Genomic DNA, 18,977 nt, shown 5'->3' on the forward strand with positions numbered 1-18,977 from the left:
CTGGAAGACGACCAGGTTGATAGGTTCGAGGTGGAAGTGCAGCAATGCATGCAGCTGACGAATACTAATCGGTCGAGGGCTTATCCTACGAACATCTGCTCGGATGTTCAACTTCGGACAACATCAGCTAATTAAGACCTTCGCAAAGGTTCGTATCCAGTTTTCAAGGCGCAAGCCGCCATACATAAAGAACCGACCTTATCAATGAGGTCGGTTTTTTGTTGTTTGTTTAACGCCAGGAGGCGGATTTCTAGTTCATATCGCCAACATAGCATTGACGGGGTTTGTTTCCTCTGGCAATTTCGATGAACTGGGGTATCAATGTTTTCGGATAAAAGGGGAAGTTCGCTAATTCATGAAGGGGAATCCAACCGATACCGATTTGATCGGGATCTGGATTTGTGGGGGATGCTGGAATATCAGTATTGTTACCAGATTTAATCGTACATAGAAAAATAGGACTCACGATGTGTAGGTTGCCATTGGTTGTGGCATTCTCGTGATTGCTCCCAATGAACTCGCGGAGGAATAGCAGCTCTCCAACCTCTACCTCAACTCTCCTCCTTCATTCTGTTATTGACACTTACTCATGAACACAATAATATTGTATTTATATTAATTAGTATGAATAATTATACATTCGAGGTGAACCTGTGACCCATCTTCTATCTTTAAAAGAATTAAACAAAGCTTCCCTTCAATCCATCATTCGGTCGGCGATTGAGATAAAGAAGAATCCACAGCACTATTATGATGCTTGTGAACGACAAGGACTCCTCATGCTCTTTCAGAAGACATCGACTCGAACCAACCTATCCTTTCAGTCCGGCATGAATCAATTAGGCGGATATGCTGTGACGCTGGATTGGGACGCTAGCAATTTCAGCATTTCTCCCATACAATATGAGGCCAGGTATGCATCAAGAAACTGTGATGTCATCATGGCAAGATTAAAGAACCATTCCGATCTGCTTGAATTAGCCAAGTACTCTCAAGTCCCCGTAATCAATGGTTGCTGCGATAAATATCACCCCTGCCAAGCGTTGGCAGACTTAATGACCATTTATGAGGTAGCAGGAACATTCTCGGGAGTGACAATCACCTATGTCGGGATACATAATAATGTAGCTAATTCACTTATTGCTGGCTGCGTCACCTTGGGCATAAACCTACTGCTGGTGACACCTATAATAAACAGGCCGTCATGGGATGAAGAACTGATGCAAACGGCTAGCCGGAGCGGGTTTGTCGAGCATGTAAGTAGCTTGGCTGAAGCATCCTCCAGGTCTGATTTCGTCTATACGGATACATGGGTTGATATGGAATTTGTCCAAGAAAGTCGTTACGAAGAGGAGAAAAATCGAAGAATCGAGCAGATGCTTCCCTTTCAGTTAAACAGAAAGAACCTTAGTGGCTACTCGCCATATATCATGCATGATATGCCTATTCATCCCGGGTACGAGATTGAAGAAGAGTTGATTGAGTCCGAGAAGTCAATCATCTATCAACAAGCGGAGAACAGAATGCATGTTCAAAAGGCGTTACTGCTGCATGTACTGAATAAGAGTTGATCAACTAATAAGGACTGCCTCCGAAGTTGCAATGCATACTTATACTTAGGAGGCAGCCTTTGTGATAGGGCTATAGATCTGCCGGTAATTCGGATGGCACGAAGAGGCTGCTAACATCAATGCCGCGTTCATCACGGATCTTAAGATCACGAAGGAACTGGGTAAAACCAATCGCAGGCTTCCAGCCGAGCGCTTGCTCCGCTTCGGAGAGGTCGTGCTGCTCAACGGAGCCGGGCAGGCTGATCGCATATTTCTCGATTAGATGGCGTGCGCCGGGCACTTGCTCTTCGCACCAATCGGGGCCAAGCTCTCGGAAGTTGTTCACGACTTCCTGAGGCATGCCATGATTGGTATGTACAATTGTGCAGAAAAGCCCGATATCCCGATTCAGCGAAACTTTCACGGATGCTACGGTAGCAGCAGCTACATCTCTGCGGTCGACGCCATTTCGGAGCAAACGTGAGCCGAATTCTAAGTACGGACGAGGAATGAATTCATGATAGCGAAGCATGGCGATCGAGGCACCGGTCATTTCGTGATAAGCCCTGCACAAATCTTCTCCGATTACCTTCGAAACGCTATATACGGAGCCCCAGCCGTAGGCCATCGATGAAGCATAAACGATGGATTGTATACCTGCTTGTTTACATGCTTCAAGTACGTTGAACGTACCATCCACATTCACAGCAAAGATCGTTTCATCACTTACCGGCGGATTATGGGCACAGTGCCAAGCGGCCAGATGAACGACAGCATCCATTCCTTCCACAGCGCGGCGAACATCGCCGGCTGTACGGCTGTCGCAGCGGACAAATTCCACATCGGAGAAATCTGTCCCCGCCGGAGGCGACACATCTGCCATGCGAACCGTATATCCCGCTTGAATAAGCGCTCTGCTTATCGCTTGCCCGCCATTGCCGGAAGCACCGGTAACTAATACTTTCATTATGGGAATCCCTCGCTTCTATGTTCTGATTCTAGCATTATAGCATGAGCCTGCCTTTGCATACCTGGTACTTTAGTTCGTCGATAGGGAGAAAAAAGTTCTAATACCCCTATGGGCTTTAGAATCCACGATGGGTATTGCAGTATTGCTGCATCCACAGTCTATACTACCATTTCGGAGGCGGAGCGGTACTTGCTAGAAGGTGTGGTATCATGCGAAAAGTGGGGATATTTTTGCGTATTGGCATATTTCTGGCTAAAGTTTACAAAGAAAGAAGGAATTATAAAGTAAATACAGAACATATATTCGTAGTGGCCGACTCGCAATTGGATTGTCGGGTCTAAATTGGAGTCAGCCCAATAATTGTTTAGAGACACAGGAGGGCACCATGTCAATTCAAGACCAGCTTCCGGAAGTGCTGAGGAAGCAACTAACGTCTGAACTTCTGTTCAGCGCCAAGACCGATCTGCTGCAGGATGGCCGATTCGGAGAGCAATGGATAGCTGTCACGGAGCAAGACATCGTGGTATGGCAGCAAGACAAGACGCAGCTGCTCAAACAGCCGTTAGCAGAGCTGAAGGATGCGCGGGCTGTCAGTGCAATCGGTGGAGGCACGCTGGTGACTGACACAGACAAAGGTCCGGTCGTAATCGCGCGTTATACGGCTGCACAATCGCCGGTGTTCGGTTTTGCGGCGAAGCTGCTCGGCGCGATGGCGAAGAACGAGGAGCGGCCAGTACTTTCGGAGCGCGAGCTCCCACGCAGCTGCCATAGCTGCGGCAACCCGCTGTCTGAAGGGACGCAGATCTGCCAGATATGCACACACAATGGCAAGGTAGCCGCTCGAATGCTGAGCTACACCAAGCCGTATAAGCTGCAAATGATAGCTGCGGCTTGTCTATTAATCACAACAACACTCGTAGAATTGGTACCGCCTTACTTAACGAAGGTCATTATTGATGACGTCCTTGGCCCTAAGGATATTGGTTCGACTCTGCTGTATGTTGTGCTGGGGTTAGGCGTAACGATGCTTCTCATGTCGGTTATGCAGACGATTCGCGGATTAATCGGTGTATGGGTAGGATCGAAGCTGATGGGCGACTTGCGTAAAGATGTTTACAGCTCGCTCATGCGGCTCTCACTTGCTTTCTTCGACCGCCGCCAAACGTCGCAATTCATTGGAAGGGTCAACAACGATTCAGAAGCGATGCGACAGTTCATGACGGATGGCGTCGTGTTCATGTCCGCGGAGGGATTGCGGATCATTGCGATCTTCATCATTATGTTCGGACTCGATTGGCAGCTTACGTTGTATGCGATTCTGCCTGTGCCGGTCATGATCGCCGTATCGATGACGATCTGGCCGAAGATTGGACGGCGTTGGTACCAGCAATGGCGATCGATCTTCCGGTTGAACACACTTGTCGGCGATTCTCTTCAAGGGATACGCGTTGTTAAAGCGTTCGGCAGGGAGAGGGATGAACTATCTCGTTATGCAGATGCGAATGTTGAGGTCGTACGACGCAATATCCGCATGGAAGGTCTCTGGTCATTCATGTTCCCGGCTTTTGCCTTCATTGCCGGACTGGGCACGCTGCTCATCTGGTATAACGGCGGAAGCAAAGTACTGAGTGACAATATGCAGCTTGGTGTACTGATGGCACTTATCGCTTACCTTGGCATGTTATTCGGCCCGCTGCAATGGATCAGTCAAATGATCAGCTGGGCGAGCAATGCCATGGCGGCAGCACATCGCGTATTCGAAATCATGGATACGCCGCCTGACGTGCCTGACGTTCGTAATCCCGCAGCAATCGGCGTTATCAAAGGGGACGTTATCTTCGAGAAAGTCACCTATGGCTACGAGAAGCATCATCCGGTGCTCAAAGACGTCAACTTGCAGGTTAAAGCAGGTGAAATGATCGGCCTGGTCGGTCATTCCGGGGCGGGTAAGTCGACGTTCATCAACATGATTTGCCGGTTCTATGACACCGATGAAGGTGCCATCCTCATTGATGGTACGGATCTTCGAGACATTAGTCAGGTTGACCTGCGTAAGCAGATCGGCGTCGTGCTTCAGGAGACGTTTCTCTTCGACGGTACAATCGCCGAGAATATCGCCTACTCCAAGCCAGACGCAACGCCGATGGAGATTATGCGAGCAGCAAAGATTGCCAACGCGCATGACTTCATCGTGCGTCTCCCGGACGGCTACGATACTCGCGTAGGCGAGCGAGGGCATAAGCTCTCCGGCGGAGAGAAGCAGCGAGTGGCCATCGCTCGTGCCATTATTCATGATCCGCGTATACTGATTCTGGATGAAGCGACTGCATCGGTAGATACCGAGACAGAACGCCAAATTCAAGAAGCGATTTCGCGGCTGGTTAAAGGCCGGACGACATTCGCGATTGCGCATCGCCTGTCGACGCTTCGCAATGCAGATCGGCTTGTTGTCCTGGATCGAGGCAAAATCGTTGAAGTCGGCACGCATGAGCAGCTGCTCGAGAAAGAGGACGGCGCCTACCGGAAGCTCGTGGATGCGCAGAAAGAGCTGTCCAAGATCAAGGGGGTTGAAGGCTGATGACCGTTGAAGTCGACAAATATGATATTCGGCTGTTCTCGCCGGATGATGTTTATTTCAGCCGCGGCAATGGCGGCGTATTCCAAGGTATTATAGAAGGCGTACCCTACGAAGAGCTTGAGGTGTACCGTGCGTTTCCGTTTCTCTACACCACCGAATATATTTCGATTCGAAATACGAAAGGCGAAGAGCTGGGGATCGTTCCGGACATTAAAGAGCTGTATGAAGAGAGTGCCAGAGAGCTTGAGAAGGAGCTGCAACTGCGTTATTTCATGCCGCGCGTGACGCGTGTTGAGAGCGTGAAGTTCAAGTCCGATCTCTGGATGTGGGAGCTGCAAACCCATCTGGGCGCGACCCGGATGGTCATGCGCAATCTGCATGAGCATATGCAATATCCCGGTGGCGGTCGAGTCATTCTGACCGACATGAGCGGTAAACGCTGCGAGATTACGGACTGGCGTGAACTGGATGCACACAGCCGCAAGCTGCTGGAAGAAGTGTTGTAATCATGGGGGTTGGGCGGATAATTTCTGCCCAACCCTTCTGCATGCCTTAAGGTGCAAATCCTGTACCGTATCGATAATTCAGATCCGAGGCAGCCAGCTCTCTAAGCAGGTTTTCGCTGCTTCGTTCCAGACGTAACTTGAAGAGTTGGACTTTGTCCGGAGCCAATTGCTTGAGCTCTGTGTAAACAGCATTGGAAGTATATATTTTAGTTGAGCGGCGAAGGGCTTTCTCTAGATTGTCATGCTCATCTATGCCGATAATGACCGGACACAAGTGAGTAATACCGTCATCACGAATGCGCTGGAGCATCCACTCCCCTCCGGTTTGACCGTGAGAGACAAAGGATATATGCGAATCTCGCTGCAGCGTAGCTAATTCAAGAACGATAGAAGTATCGACTGTGACTTCGACGACATGCACCTTCTTGTCCAGAGGAGCCAGTATCGCCTTGGCGCGATTCGCCTGGTTCAAGCTGGTCACCCATATATCGTTCGGGCGTGCCTCCTTAATCGTGCGAGTGCCTTCCAACAAATCCTCGAGGAAAATCGTACACACCTCAAGACCGGTCACCCGTTCGATTTCTTCTTGATAGAAATAAAGATCATGGTCCTTGCTTTCTACGAGCAGGATGCGAGCTGGAACGGTCGGAAGGCCGCTTTGCAGCAGACTATAACCCAAGCCGGCCATGAAGAGCTCCTGCAGATCCATTTTTTCGGCGCGGGCTCCTTTAATAACGCCATCCAGCAGCCTCTTCATGGGTACAGCTTTCCTGCGAAGCCGCTCTGTCGCCGCGCCGCCAAGCACTTGTGTTCCTTTACCCTTTTGCATAGAAACAAGACCTTCGACTTTCAGCTGGCTGTATACCCCGTTCACGGTATTTCGATTAAGTCCCAGCAGATCGGCCAGGTGGCTCGCGGCAGGCAGAGGATCGCCGGGCTTCAGTTGCCCCGTTCCGATCAGCCACTTGAGCTGTTCTTTCATTTGGGTATGTACCCCAAAATTCACTTGATGATCGACTGTTAAGCAGAAGCGATTCGAAATCATATCCACACCCTCATTTACCTATATATCTATGCATAGTGCATGTAGCTCGTTTTCTGAATAAATAAAGATCCAAGAATGGTAATAAGCGATAGGCTCTGCATGATTCTGGAGAAATGACCACGACTTCTCCGAGATTAAAGAGAAATTATGAAGTTTAAATCTATAGGCAAGCATGCATTGTTATAACCACTGGTTTGACTATTTACGTTAGGTTGATGCCACCTCCGAAAACAATCCTCAGTATACTAACGCAAACTTTCTTTAAAAAGTTATAGAAATAAATAAAAAAGTTAAAAAAATAAATAAATTGACTCTTTCAATTGAGTAAATATATAATCATCTCAGAATTCGTTGTGAAGAGAATGTTAGAATAAGTAACACAAACTTTCGAATCCGTAACATGCGATCCCATGCTGGAATCAGGCCACCACAGGAACGTATGAAGGACAGAAGCGAAAGGGGGCATATGCCTATAAATATTTTTATGAATAAGTAAAGCTTAGGGAAGAAAATAAAATGCACATTGCCCATCTATCTATCAGTAGGTAAGTTAATCAACTGAAATTGTAAGCGTTTCCTATGTTTTTATGATTAATTTTTTAATATTTGAGTGAGGACGTGATATGGCTTGATCAGACCAAGTAAGCGAATGGCTTCCGCTCTCCTGTCAACGATGCTGATTTTTGGAGTTGTAACACCTGTAATAGCTGAGCAATCGCAGCAAAACGATCCGATAAGAAAAAGCCAAAGGACAGAAGGAGAAGATTCCCTTGCCCCAACTATCGATTCAAACGCAAATGCGGCACAGCAAGCTTCCATGCAGCTGCCTTCATTCGCCAGCACATTGCCTGAACAGCCAGCGTATGCCGCTGATCGCGTCATTGTCAGATATCGCACGGAGCAGAAGTCCGTATTTGCCTTATCACTAAGCAATCAAATAACAGGGTCCAGCCCGCTCTCCGTACCCAATGCGGAGCTGTTGAAACTCGCGACTGGATCTGATGTACATAGTGTCATAGTAGAGCTGCTAAAGGATCCGAACGTTCTCTATGCGGAACCCGATTACCAGATAAATTCTGCATTGGTGCCGCAGATGATTCGACCGGTTGTCTTGCCGAAGGAGGCATCTACTTCAGCAGCGGACACAGGGGAATCTGCCGTATTGCCGAATGACCCGCTATTCCATGAACAATGGGGGTTACACAATACCGGGCAAGATCTCAATGAAGGCTCGGTGCCTGGAGGTACGCCGGATATCGACATGGATCTGCCGGAAGCTTGGGAGATTACGACGGGCAGCAAGGACATGACCGTCGCAGTCATCGGTACAGGGGTCAAGATGGATGCTCCCGATCTGATCGGTCAGTTCTGGACCAACGACAAGGAAATTGCGGGTAACGACATCGATGACGATAACAACGGGCTGATCGATGATGTGAACGGCTGGGATTTCGCCCATGACGACGATACGTTGTTCGATACGAGCGACGGCTTAAATGATTCCTACGGCACGACGATTGCCGGACAGATCGCGGCCGCGATGAACAATAACGAAGGCATCGCCGGTGTGGCGCCAAATGTGAATATCATGCCGCTTAAAGTGGCTTCCGAGGAGCTAGGTTACTTCACGGATGTCGTGGATGCCATTCATTATGCCGATGAGCATGGTGCCAAGATCGCAACGCTCGGAATCGTGTATCTCTACAGAAGCAGATTGGTCGAAGATGCGATCAACGCCTCAGACATGTTGTTCGTTGCCCCGGCCGGCGAAAGCCAAGGCATGAGAGGAACCTTAAATACGGATGTACAACCGGTGTACCCGGCGGCCTATCCAAGTTTGAACATGCTGTCGGTTACCGGAGTTAACATACTGGGGGACCCTGCTGTAGGCTCTGCGATCGGACAAATGTCCGTCGATGTTGCCGCCCCATCCGAACTGGTCATCTCGACGACGCCTGACGTTGATGCCGGTTACGCGGCACAAATCGATAATGGTATCTATAAAGCGTACTTCAACGGAATTGGGTTTGAAGAGATTCCGATTGAGGATCCACAATATGCGGGTCAACGGCAGGATATGTTTAATCGCGCCTTAGATTACCTCAAGCCGGAAGGTGAGGGCGTACCGAAAATTCTACTCGTCAATGACAGCAAGCGCTCCTTTAACAACGGCGATGGAGGGGTTGGACCTCTATATGAGAGCGATCCTATGGCTGTTTACGAAGGGCTGCTTCAGAAAGCCGGCTATGCCTATGAAACATTCACGACGGAAGACGAGACCTTCGATGGTCCGGCGCTCACCGGACCGCAAGGGCTGCAGCAGTACGATATCGTAATTTGGTTCACGGGAACAGCGGCAGCTACCGGGGATAGCAAACTAATCACTGATCAAGACCAAGCGAATTTGACCGGTTATCTTACCGCCGGCGGCCACTTGATGCTCACGGGCCAGGACTCCATCGATCAGAGCCCGAAATCCGCCTTTGTAAGGGATGTACTGGGCCTTAAGCTCGTCAAGGAAGGCGGGTATATTTTCAAAGGCTGGGGCGTTCCCGGCACGATTTACGAGGGTCAAGAGTATAAGCTCATGGATTTCTCGTTATTCTACGACACCGTCATTAGCAATAAGCCTGATATGACCACGGTCAATATCAAGAATAGCAAAGGCAGGTACTCGTATTCCCAAGGTACGTTATACGCCGCCGCCTATGCTACAGGCGTTGCTGCCCTGGTTGGAAGTCAGAATCCGGATATGAATGCATTGGATATCAAGCAGCGCGTCGTAACGAGCGGCAAATCGCTTCCTGGATTAAAACCCATTACATTAAGCGGGAAACTGATTAGTGCTTACCGCGCGCTGTGGAACAAGGACATTCCGGGTATGTCATTAATTAATACGTCTGTTACAGGCAAACTCGATCAGGCGAACGATCCGAATCATGTTTATTCCGTCGAATTGAACGCCGGCGAAACGGCAACCTTCACGCTCACAGGTGAAGAGGGGACGGATTTCGATCTGATTCTATACGATGATTCCGCTACGACCGTGCAAAGCATAGAAGGTGCGGTTGCCTTTTCTGAAACGGAAGGCACGTCTACCGAATCCATCACGTATCGCGCACCTAAGGCAGGTACGTATTACGTGAACGTTTATGCTTTCCAAAATGCAGGTGCCTACACCTTGAACGTGCAGTACGGCAACTCTTCCAGTTCTATCGAGGACAGCGACGACTCGCTTACCTACGAGGGTAATTGGACGACACTAACAGGCCCTTCTTATTCAGGGGGAACTATAAAGCAGCTCGAAGGCGAAGGTTCCGTCAAGTTCGGTTTTAGAGGGAATCTGTTCGAATGGATCGGTACGAAGAACGATATGCAGGGCACTGCTGAGATCCGAATCGACGGATCGCCTATGGGGTATGCCGAATTGTCCAGCAAGACGCCTCAATCGAAGCAATCGTTATTCAAAATGATACTGCCCAACGGACATCACGACGTAGAGATTCGAGCCGTACGCGGTGTGAACATGAAGATGGCCATTAACGTGGATGCGTTCGTGTTCTCCGGCTTAATTTCGCCGACAGATCCTTCCGCCGATTACGAGGGACCTTGGGCAATTCGGTACGGCAAGAAATATGCCGATGGTGTGCAGACCTATACCACGACTCCGGGCAGTGCGGTCGACTTCACATTCACAGGCACGAAGGTCACCGTCTGGTCCTCGACCGGCAGTAACCGCGGCAAGGTGAATATCTTCATCGACGGTAAATCTGTGACGGCAGCTCCTATTGATCTATACAGCGATAAGATCCGCTATCAGGTGCCAGTCTTTACGTCTGGCGAGCTCGCAAACGGCGTGCATCATGTCTCGATCGTGCATGCCGGTGAATCGAATCCCAAGTCGAGCAACAGCATCGTAACCATCGACGGCCTGGACGTCCTGAACTTAAACTAGATCGCCAAGCAGCTACTATTCTGAACCGAAATGGGGTACTTGAACGTGAAACGATCACTTCTCAAAAAATCACTTTCGCTCGCAACGGTCTCGGTGCTGGCCGGAAGTTTGGTCACGACCGGCTTGCCAGCCGCACATGCCGCTCCTCGGGACAAGGCATTCATAACGAAGGAAGGTCTGGAAGCCGTAACCAGACTGCTGCAGCAAGCTAAGCCGGAGGCCGGGATCAACGCGATCCCGGGCGAAGCTTACATTGCCGATGACATCGATACCGCATCTAAGAAGGAAATGAATGTCATCATTCAACTAAGCGGCCAGCCGGCGGCCGTTGGCAAATATGCTGCAAAGCTGGGGAACAAGAAGTTGGCCGCGGAAGCAAGCGAGGCAAACGTGCAAACGGAGCAGCAGGCGTTCGTTCAAAGTGCGCAAGCGAGCAGCATTCCGTTTAAGGTCAACCGCAGCTTCAATACGGTGCTAAACGGAATGGAGATTACGATCCGAGCCGATCTGATTCCGCAATTGGCCAAGCTTCCGGGCGTGAAAGCCATTCATAAGAATGTCATCTATTACCCGATCGACGAGCCTGACAGCTATCAAGGCGCTGCCGGCCTATCGGATTTCGATCCGGTTCCACTTGAGCAAATCGGCGTTCTAGAGGCATGGGGACGCGGATTGACAGGCAAAGGGTTGAAGGTCGGCGTCATTGATACGGGCATCGATTACCTACATCCGGATCTCAAGGGCAATTATGTCGAAGGCGGTTACGATGCCATCAATCAGGACGACGACCCGTATGAAGATTTGCCGGTGAAAGGCTATGAAGACTCGACAGGCTCTATCCATGGAACGCACGTATCCGGCACGATTGCCGGCACGGCTTCTAACCCGACGTCTGCGCATGTGCAGAAGGGTGTCGCCTATGAGGCGGATCTGTACGCATATAAAGTGCTCGGCCCGGAAGGCGGCACATCCTCCCAAGTTATTGACGGGATCGAGCATGCTGTCGACGACCAAATGGATGTCATTAACCTTTCCCTAGGGAGCGACCTGGAGAAGGATCCTGATTCGCCTGACTCTATCGCGGTAAACAATGCCGTATTAGCAGGGGTTGTAGCCGTGGTCGCGAACGGTAATGCCGGGGGCGGTAATCAATACTACTATTCCATGGGATCACCAGCCGCTTCGCAGATGGCGATTTCCGTCGGCGCGGTGACAAGCGATAGCAACCGCGTCCGGGGAACGATTCACAGCGCAGTCGGTTCAGAGGTTTATGACACGAATATGAGCTTGATGAGCTGGACGACGGATAAAGTTAGCTTTAACACCATGTTCGGAACCAATCCAATTCAAGGCGTTTACGTCGGTTTGGGTAGGGAAGATGATTATAAAGGACTCACGCCGGCCTTCCTAGCTGACAAAATCGTCTTCATCTCCCGGGGGCTTTCCAGCTTTGATGAGAAAGCGAAATTGGCTGCAAAGCATGGCGCGAAGGCAGCTGTCATCTTCAATGGCAATTACGATGCCAGTAACCCGGGTGTCCCTGACTTATCGGAAGAAATTCTGTCTCGTGACGGCGAGATCGGTCCGCTTGCTTTCCTAGGCGACGGCTACGACTATATCCCGACATTCGATATGCCGGGCAAGATGGGGCGTGCTTTAGCCCGCCAATTGAAGGCGCATCCGGAACAAACGTTGCAGTTTACGATGAAAAATGACTTCAAAACCGTTGCGGTAGCCGGCGACCATATGGCTGATTTCAGCTCCAGAGGCCCGAACTCGGATGGCAATTATGGCATTAAGCCGGACTTGAGTGCTCCCGGCGTGTCGATCTTCTCTTCAATCCCTGCATACGGGCAAGCGAATCCTGGAGCTAATTATGACAAAGCCTATGCCAAGCTTAGCGGCACAAGCATGGCTACCCCTCATGTGGCCGGACTTGCTTTGTTGATTAAGCAGGCTCATCCGGATTGGACACCGACTGATATTCGCGCAGCGCTGGCGAATACAGCAGAGGAGATTCAAGACGAGAATGGCACGATGTATGATGTCTATTCGCAAGGCGCAGGACGCGTCAATGTCATGAATGCCATCGACACGCATGCCATTATTGAATCGATGGATGAAATTACGCTTCACGATGATAAGATGAATCCGATCGTTATGCCTAGCGAAGGCAGCAGCGTGAGCTTCGGCATGATGAACCCGGGCGCGAAGGACGCAGTCAAAAAGCCGCTTCGCGTCAAGAACCTCTCGAATGCGTCCGTGACGTATAATGCGAAGCTCGTGATGCATCCTTCGGTAACGTCCGATCCGCATCATCCGATCCCTACGCCGAATCCCGGCGAGATCATCATGGGACTGGAGGGAGTAACAGCCAACCAAATTACAGTAGGAGCAGGCAGCGAGTTCAATTTCAACTTGACCGCGAAGTCTATCCCACGCGCAAAGGTTGGCGTATATGAGGGTGAAGTCTTACTGGAGAGCAAGGGGCTTCCTTCCCTGCATCTGCCGTTCGTCATTCACATCGGCGATGAGTCTGATGACAACGACTTCTTGATTCAGAACCTGACACTCAGCAATACGACGGTGTCCAAGGACGCGCCAATCGACATTACGGCGTCGCTTCCGACAGGAACAATTAATCACTTTTACGCCGTGGTCGTCGACTTAAATAACGAAGTATTAGGCTTAGTGGCCGAAGTCTATGATCGGGATGACGCGAAAGACATCCTAAAGCCGATTCCGTCAAGCGTCATCATTCCTGAATTCGATGGCTCTTATAACTTAGGTATCCTTGTGCAAGATGGCAATAAATTAAATGAAGATCTTCCGGAAGGAAGGTACAAGCTGGCGGTCGTAGGCACGGTCTTCGATAAGGACTACAATGTCGTCGATGAGTCTGTGGCATTCAAATCGTTCTACGTGTCGAAGGATGCTGCCGTTGACGAGCCTAATCCACCGACAACCCCGCCTGTTGTGATAGGACCGATAACGCCTAATGAGGCAGCGTACAACAAAGATGTCGCAGCTTCCGTGATAGAGAAGGGGCAGACCGGCATTGCGATCGCACCGCAATCGAAGCTGGAAGGCACGCAATTGGCCGTGTCCGTCACGGATGCCGATTTGCAGAAAGCAATTGCCGAAGCGAAACAATCCGTTGCGCTCACAATCGGAGCAGCTTCCAAGGATGCTTCTTCCGCACAGCTGCAATTAACAGCTGCACAAGTGAAGCTTGTGAAAGAAGCCGGACTGAAGGGATCGATCGTCTTCACTTGGAACGATGCATCCGTCGCTCTGCCGCTTCTTGCATTAGGTCAAGCGGCTGACGGAGCGGATATCTTGATTACGATCAAGAAGGACGAAGGCAGCAAATCCGATTTCGTGAAGCAGGTAAAAGATGCCGCGATCATCGGAACGCCGTACGCCTTTGAAACTAGCAGCTTGAAGAATGGCGTTAGTACTCCGCTTAAGCTGAAAGCGGACCAAGCCGTGCCGAGATCGTTCCTTGTTGAGAGCGATGCAAGCGCGGCAGGCGCGTTGTACCTTGATGGCGGCCACGTTTATCCTGTACCGGCCAAAGTAACGGCTGCAGGCGATGGCAAGTCCATCGTGACGATTCGTCGACCGGGCTTCTCTACCTATGCTGCTGCGTCGAGACAGGTAACGTTCACCGATATCGATAAGTCTTGGGCGCATGATCAAATTCAATCGCTTGCAGACAAATTCCTGCTGAACGGCACTTCAGAGCATGCTTACTCGCCTAAGGCTAATGTGACGCGCGCACAATTCGCGTCGATGCTCGCAAGAACGCTTGGGCTGCAAACGAAAGCAGCGGTCAATCCGTTCAGCGATGTAAGCGGCAGCGATTGGTTTGCTTCCGATGTGATCAGCGCTTATGAGGCTGGACTTGTAACGGGTTCGGATGGCCGCTTTAACCCAAATGCAGCCATTACCCGTCAAGATTTGACGGTCATGCTGGCTAGGGCGATCAAGCTGGTCGGGCTGCAGCAATCAAGCCATCCTGTTGTTTACGCCGATGCTGCGAAGTTTAGCAGTTATGCGAAGGAAAGCATTCAACTCGTAACAGATGCCGGTCTGATGAAGGGCATCGAATCGAACGGCAAGTTCTACTTCCAGCCAGCCGGCGCTACGACGCGCGAAGCTGCGGCGAAAGTGCTGTACGAGCTGCTGGCAGCATCTGGCCGTATCTAGTTTAACCTGTATAACGGAAGGAACTGCCGAGATGCTCTCGGCAGTTCCATTCTGATTTATCCGATAGCGAGGTGGGCAACATGGAAACCGCAAAACGCAAAGAGCAGCTGCTGCAATTGGCTGAATCGTTGATTCGACAAAAAGGTTATACGGCTTTCAGTTACGACGACCTCTCTAAGCATCTCGGCATATCCAAAGCGAGCATCCATTATCATTTTGTGAAGAAGGAAGACTTGGGTCTGGCCGTGCTCAATCAGATCTATCAGAGACTAGTCGATTTCTCTGCACTGATGCGAGAATCGGTGGAGTCGGTCGAAGAAAAATTCGTCCAATTCTGCCATCTGCAATCCGAACGGCTAGCTGATAATGAGATTTGCCCGATTTCATCGCTGCAGGCGGATTACGAGCTGCTGCCGGAAACGATGAGACAGAAAATGCAGGAGCTCAGTCAATTTGAGCTGTCACTCATGCAAGACTTGATTCATCCGGACGGTGCTGAATCTCGCGACGCTGAATCCGGTTTTTGTCCGATCGCCCTGGCCATGTTGTCGGCAATTAAGGGCTCCATCCAATATCGCCGCGTAAGAGGCGGACATTCCTTGATGGATACTTGGATGGGGCTCAGCCGTATGTTAGTCCATCCGTAGATTGAACTATCGTCCATATCAACCTCCCATTTTAGCCGATAACCTAGATGTTATAGGGCTAATGGGAGGTTTTTGTGCTGACATGAGGCTGCCACTGGAAACGATTCGCATTGGCGCGAACACGCGATTCAGTTACAATGATGAAATAAGTTTTGGAGAGAGTCTATCCTCACCAGGGGGGCAGTGCCCATGTTCAAGATGCTCATCGTTGACGACGAACAGTTCGAAAGAGAAGGCGTGAAATTCCTGATCGACAAATATGACTTGCAGCTGGAGATTCATGAAGCGGACAGCGGAGAGAGTGCGCTTGCGTTCATGAAGCAGAACCATGTGGATATTTTATTTACAGATATCCGGATGAAAGGCATGGATGGGCTTCAGCTGGCCGCCGCGGTTCGGGAACTGGCTATACCGGTTAAAGTGATTTTCATGAGCGCCTACGGCGATTTTGAATATGCGCAGAAAGCGATTGATGTAAACGCTATCAGGTATATTCTGAAGCCGGTGCAAGTCAATGAATTTCTGAAGGTCATCTCGCAAGTCATCCACATGTGCGAGAAGGAAAAGCAGGAAGAGGAGCGGCAGAAACAGCTCGAGAAGGCTTATGGGCAAGGGATCATCCGTCACGAGAAACAGCGGCTGGTTTCGCAGTTGATTCACGGGGAAATTGACGACCTCCAGCTCCAGCACGAGTCATTCGAATTACAGGCGCCGATTCCGATGCTTACCGGTTCCAGAGCGCTGCGAATGGTGATGTTGGACGCACGCAGTCGTGTTTTCGATTTATCTGATCTCGATCTCGAAAGGTTGATCAGCGAATGTGTACAGCGGCAGCATGAAGGGTTCAATCTCAATGAATATCAGAGCATGCTGTTCATGGAAGTGCTGGAAGGGGATACGACCGCTGACATGGAAGCAATCGGGAACCGTATCCTGCAACAATTCAAGAAGAAGTACGATACGGATCTTTTTGCCGCATTTAGCGGACCGATTGACAATATTGGCAGCCTTCGAATCGCCTATAACGAAATTGAATCGATACTGGAGAGTAAGTTTTTTTATGATAAAGGCGCCGTATTGATTGCAGAAAGCGCTTGGATAGACGGGCATTCTTCCGACAGCGTGGAAGAGAAGATGTCGGAAATCGCAAAAGATGTGGAGCGCAAGGATTTCCAATCCGCCCGTATGCGATTTGAGACATTAGTTGAGCTGCTAAAGGCAGGGAAGCAGATTTCCTCGATTTATTTGAAGTACAGCTGCATGGAAATTTTGAAAATGATGTTCGACTATGCGCCGAAGAAAAACACGGAGCAGTTCAAGAAAAACCTCGAACAGATCTATAAATCGAACAAGCTGAGCGAGCTTTGCATGCTGATGATATCCGCATTGGAAAGCTGCGAAACGACGGACGGGCAGACGGCTGACTCGAATAACCGCAAAGTGACCGAATTCATTCTGCGAACGATACATAACGAGTACAAGCGGGATCTATCTGTCGAAGAGCTGGCGGAGAGTGTTTATTTGTCACCTAACTATCTAAGTCATTTGTTCAAGAAACAAGTTGGCGTCAGTATTATCAAATACATCACGAATACGCGTATGAAGAAAGCCAAGGAGCTGCTTGCCGAAACCAACAAGAAAGTAGCCGACATCAGCGAAGAAACGGGATACTCCAATATGGCCTACTTCTGCTCGTTGTTTAAGTCCCATTTTGGCATGACGCCGACGCAATTCCGGGAAGAGCTTGGCATATGATCAGCAGAATCGTTCATAAATGGAATGGTTTGCGTCTGAAGCCGAAGCTGTTCTTGTCTTATTTGTCGGTCATCATCATTCCGATATTGGTACTCGGCATCTACTCCTATTGGCAGTCCAAGCAGCTATTGAACACGCAAGCCGAGCAAGCATTAGACCGCAATGTGGATACGATGGCCGGCTATTTCAATTACAAGGCGGAATTGTACAATCATACGGCAAACATCATTCTAAACAACAGCAAGATCCAGCAGATCATTAGTACCCCCTATATGGACTATGTGAATTTGTACTACGACTTGAATCGATACTTCTACCCCAATTTCAACCAAATACGGATCGGCAACAAAGAAATTAACCAGCTAACCGTGTATACGGAGAACGAGATGCCTGAGTCAGGATACGCCATTATGTCTGCTCGGCGACTGCCTTCGTTTGCTTGGTATAAGGAACTTGGACAAAATGATGTAAGGCCGGTATGGATCAGGCACTCGTCGGAGCTGTACTTCATCAGTACGTTCCCGCGTCTGCTCGTGAATGGTCAGCGCGACCTGCTCGTCATGCAGATTGACATGAAAGATTTATTCGGACGAGTTGCCGAGCTGATGCCGGGAAACGGGGTCATCGTGACCAATGCCAAAGGCGGCATCCTCTATTCGAATTCCACTGAATCTGTAAAGGCATTCGGATTGAACAGCTTAAATGATGCGGATATTATCCAAGCGAGAAGCGGGACGGTAGAAATCGACGATCAGAAATTACTTGTGCTGAAGAAACAAATTCCGGAGTCGGGCTGGTTGATCTACACCTATGTACCGGTCAAGAATGTGTCGTTGAACGCCGATAAGATTCTAACCGCAACGTCCATCGTCGCCGGGTCTTGTATCCTGCTTCTCCTTATCCTCATAACTGCGATGTCCAACAATCTCATGAAGCGGATTCATACGCTCGTCTCCTGGATGAAGCGGGTGGAAACCGGGGAGCTGGAGCTGCAGGTACACACGGGAGCCAAGGATGAAATCGGCGAGTTAATGATTCGGTTCGGGCATATGCTCAAGAGACTTAATGAGGTCATTCAAGAGTCCTATGCGAGCAAAATCATCCAGAAGGATGCCGAGCTGCGCGCGTTGCAAGCGCAAATCAATCCGCATTTCCTGTACAATACATTGTCGTTTGTCAATTGGAAGGCGCTGCGAAGCGAGGAGCATGATATTAGTCACATCGTCGTCTCGTTGTCGAAATTTTATCGAACGGCTCTGAACAAAGGCGGGCAAATTATTACGGTCCGGGAAGAGCTTGAGAATATCAGGTCTTACTTGGAAATCGTGCTCATCATGAAAAATTACAGCTTCGATGTCGTGTATGAGATCGATGAACAGGTTTATGCGCATAAAATGATCAATCTCGTCTTGCAGCCGCTCGTAGAAAATGCGATCCAGCATGGCATTGATAAGAAAGACGAGGGCCGAGGCCAAATCAAACTCATTGCTCGTATAGAGGCAGACACGGTCGTATTTACAGTAGAGGATAACGGATCGGGGATTTCGGAGGACATGATCGGAAATTTGCTTACGGTTCAGTCTTCCGGCTATGGCTTGAAAAACGTAAACGAACGGCTTCAGTTAAAGTTCGGAGACGATTACGGAATCACAATAAGCAGCACGATCGGTGAAGGTACGACTATGAAAGTAACCATACCTCTATCGATGGAAGCATAAAAGTTGAAAAGCTTGCTGGCTCTGTACCTGATCTAGGGTAC

Annotated in this window: 10 protein-coding genes and 1 rRNA gene; 9 read left to right on the forward strand and 2 right to left on the reverse strand. The window is 49.7% G+C overall.

All coding sequences use genetic code 11. The annotated features are described in order from the left end of the window. Positions 1-88: ribosomal RNA gene (locus tag BLW29_RS30235) — 23S ribosomal RNA — on the forward strand; the annotation flags it as partial. A gap of 565 nt (positions 89-653) precedes the next feature. Next, positions 654-1,571, forward strand: a complete 918-nt coding sequence (locus tag BLW29_RS30240) for a Rossmann-fold NAD(P)-binding domain-containing protein (protein WP_090986702.1) — start codon at positions 654-656, stop codon at positions 1,569-1,571. A 70-nt stretch (positions 1,572-1,641) separates the two neighbouring features. Here the strand turns inward: BLW29_RS30240 and BLW29_RS30245 are convergent, their stop codons facing one another. Then, positions 1,642-2,517, reverse strand: coding sequence for an NAD-dependent epimerase/dehydratase family protein (locus tag BLW29_RS30245; protein ID WP_090986704.1), 876 nt, complete (start codon positions 2,515-2,517; stop codon positions 1,642-1,644). A gap of 388 nt (positions 2,518-2,905) precedes the next feature. On the opposite strand from BLW29_RS30245, the gene BLW29_RS30250 reads away from it, so the two are divergent. Together BLW29_RS30250 and BLW29_RS30255 are read left to right on the forward strand one after the other, a co-directional pair. Further along, a complete protein-coding gene (locus tag BLW29_RS30250) occupies positions 2,906-5,098 on the forward strand; it encodes an ABC transporter ATP-binding protein (RefSeq protein WP_090986706.1) in 2,193 nt (730 codons plus the stop codon). Beyond that, a complete protein-coding gene (locus BLW29_RS30255; protein WP_090986708.1) occupies positions 5,098-5,604 on the forward strand; it encodes a DUF1854 domain-containing protein in 507 nt (168 codons plus the stop codon). Before BLW29_RS30250 ends, BLW29_RS30255 begins: the two co-directional genes overlap by 1 nt. Positions 5,605-5,650: 46 nt before the next feature. On the opposite strand, the gene BLW29_RS30260 is transcribed toward BLW29_RS30255, so the two are convergent. After that, positions 5,651-6,649 (reverse strand): GntR family transcriptional regulator, encoded by a 999-nt coding sequence (locus BLW29_RS30260; RefSeq protein ID WP_090986710.1) that lies wholly within the window; start codon positions 6,647-6,649, stop codon positions 5,651-5,653. Between the two features lie 628 nt (positions 6,650-7,277). Here BLW29_RS30260 and BLW29_RS30265 point away from each other — a divergent pair. From BLW29_RS30265 to BLW29_RS30285, 5 genes are all read left to right on the forward strand, one after another. Then, positions 7,278-10,604 (forward strand): S8 family serine peptidase, encoded by a 3,327-nt coding sequence (locus BLW29_RS30265; RefSeq protein WP_143044480.1) that lies wholly within the window; start codon positions 7,278-7,280, stop codon positions 10,602-10,604. A gap of 45 nt (positions 10,605-10,649) precedes the next feature. Further along, positions 10,650-14,816, forward strand: a complete 4,167-nt coding sequence (locus tag BLW29_RS32065; RefSeq protein ID WP_177186867.1) for a S8 family serine peptidase — start codon at positions 10,650-10,652, stop codon at positions 14,814-14,816. An 80-nt stretch (positions 14,817-14,896) separates the two neighbouring features. Further along, on the forward strand, positions 14,897-15,463 hold the full coding sequence (locus tag BLW29_RS30275; RefSeq protein ID WP_090986715.1) for a TetR/AcrR family transcriptional regulator: 567 nt from the start codon (positions 14,897-14,899) through the stop codon (positions 15,461-15,463). A gap of 189 nt (positions 15,464-15,652) precedes the next feature. After that, complete coding sequence (locus tag BLW29_RS30280) at positions 15,653-17,218, forward strand: response regulator transcription factor (protein ID WP_090986717.1); 1,566 nt, start codon at positions 15,653-15,655, stop codon at positions 17,216-17,218. Further along, entirely contained in the window at positions 17,215-18,936 is a 1,722-nt protein-coding gene (locus tag BLW29_RS30285; RefSeq protein ID WP_090986719.1) for a sensor histidine kinase, read from the forward strand. Before BLW29_RS30280 ends, BLW29_RS30285 begins: the two co-directional genes overlap by 4 nt. Positions 18,937-18,977: the final 41 nt, after the last annotated feature.

This window comes from Paenibacillus sp. CF384 (genome assembly GCF_900106745.1).
GTDB lineage: Bacteria > Bacillota > Bacilli > Paenibacillales > Paenibacillaceae > Paenibacillus_Z.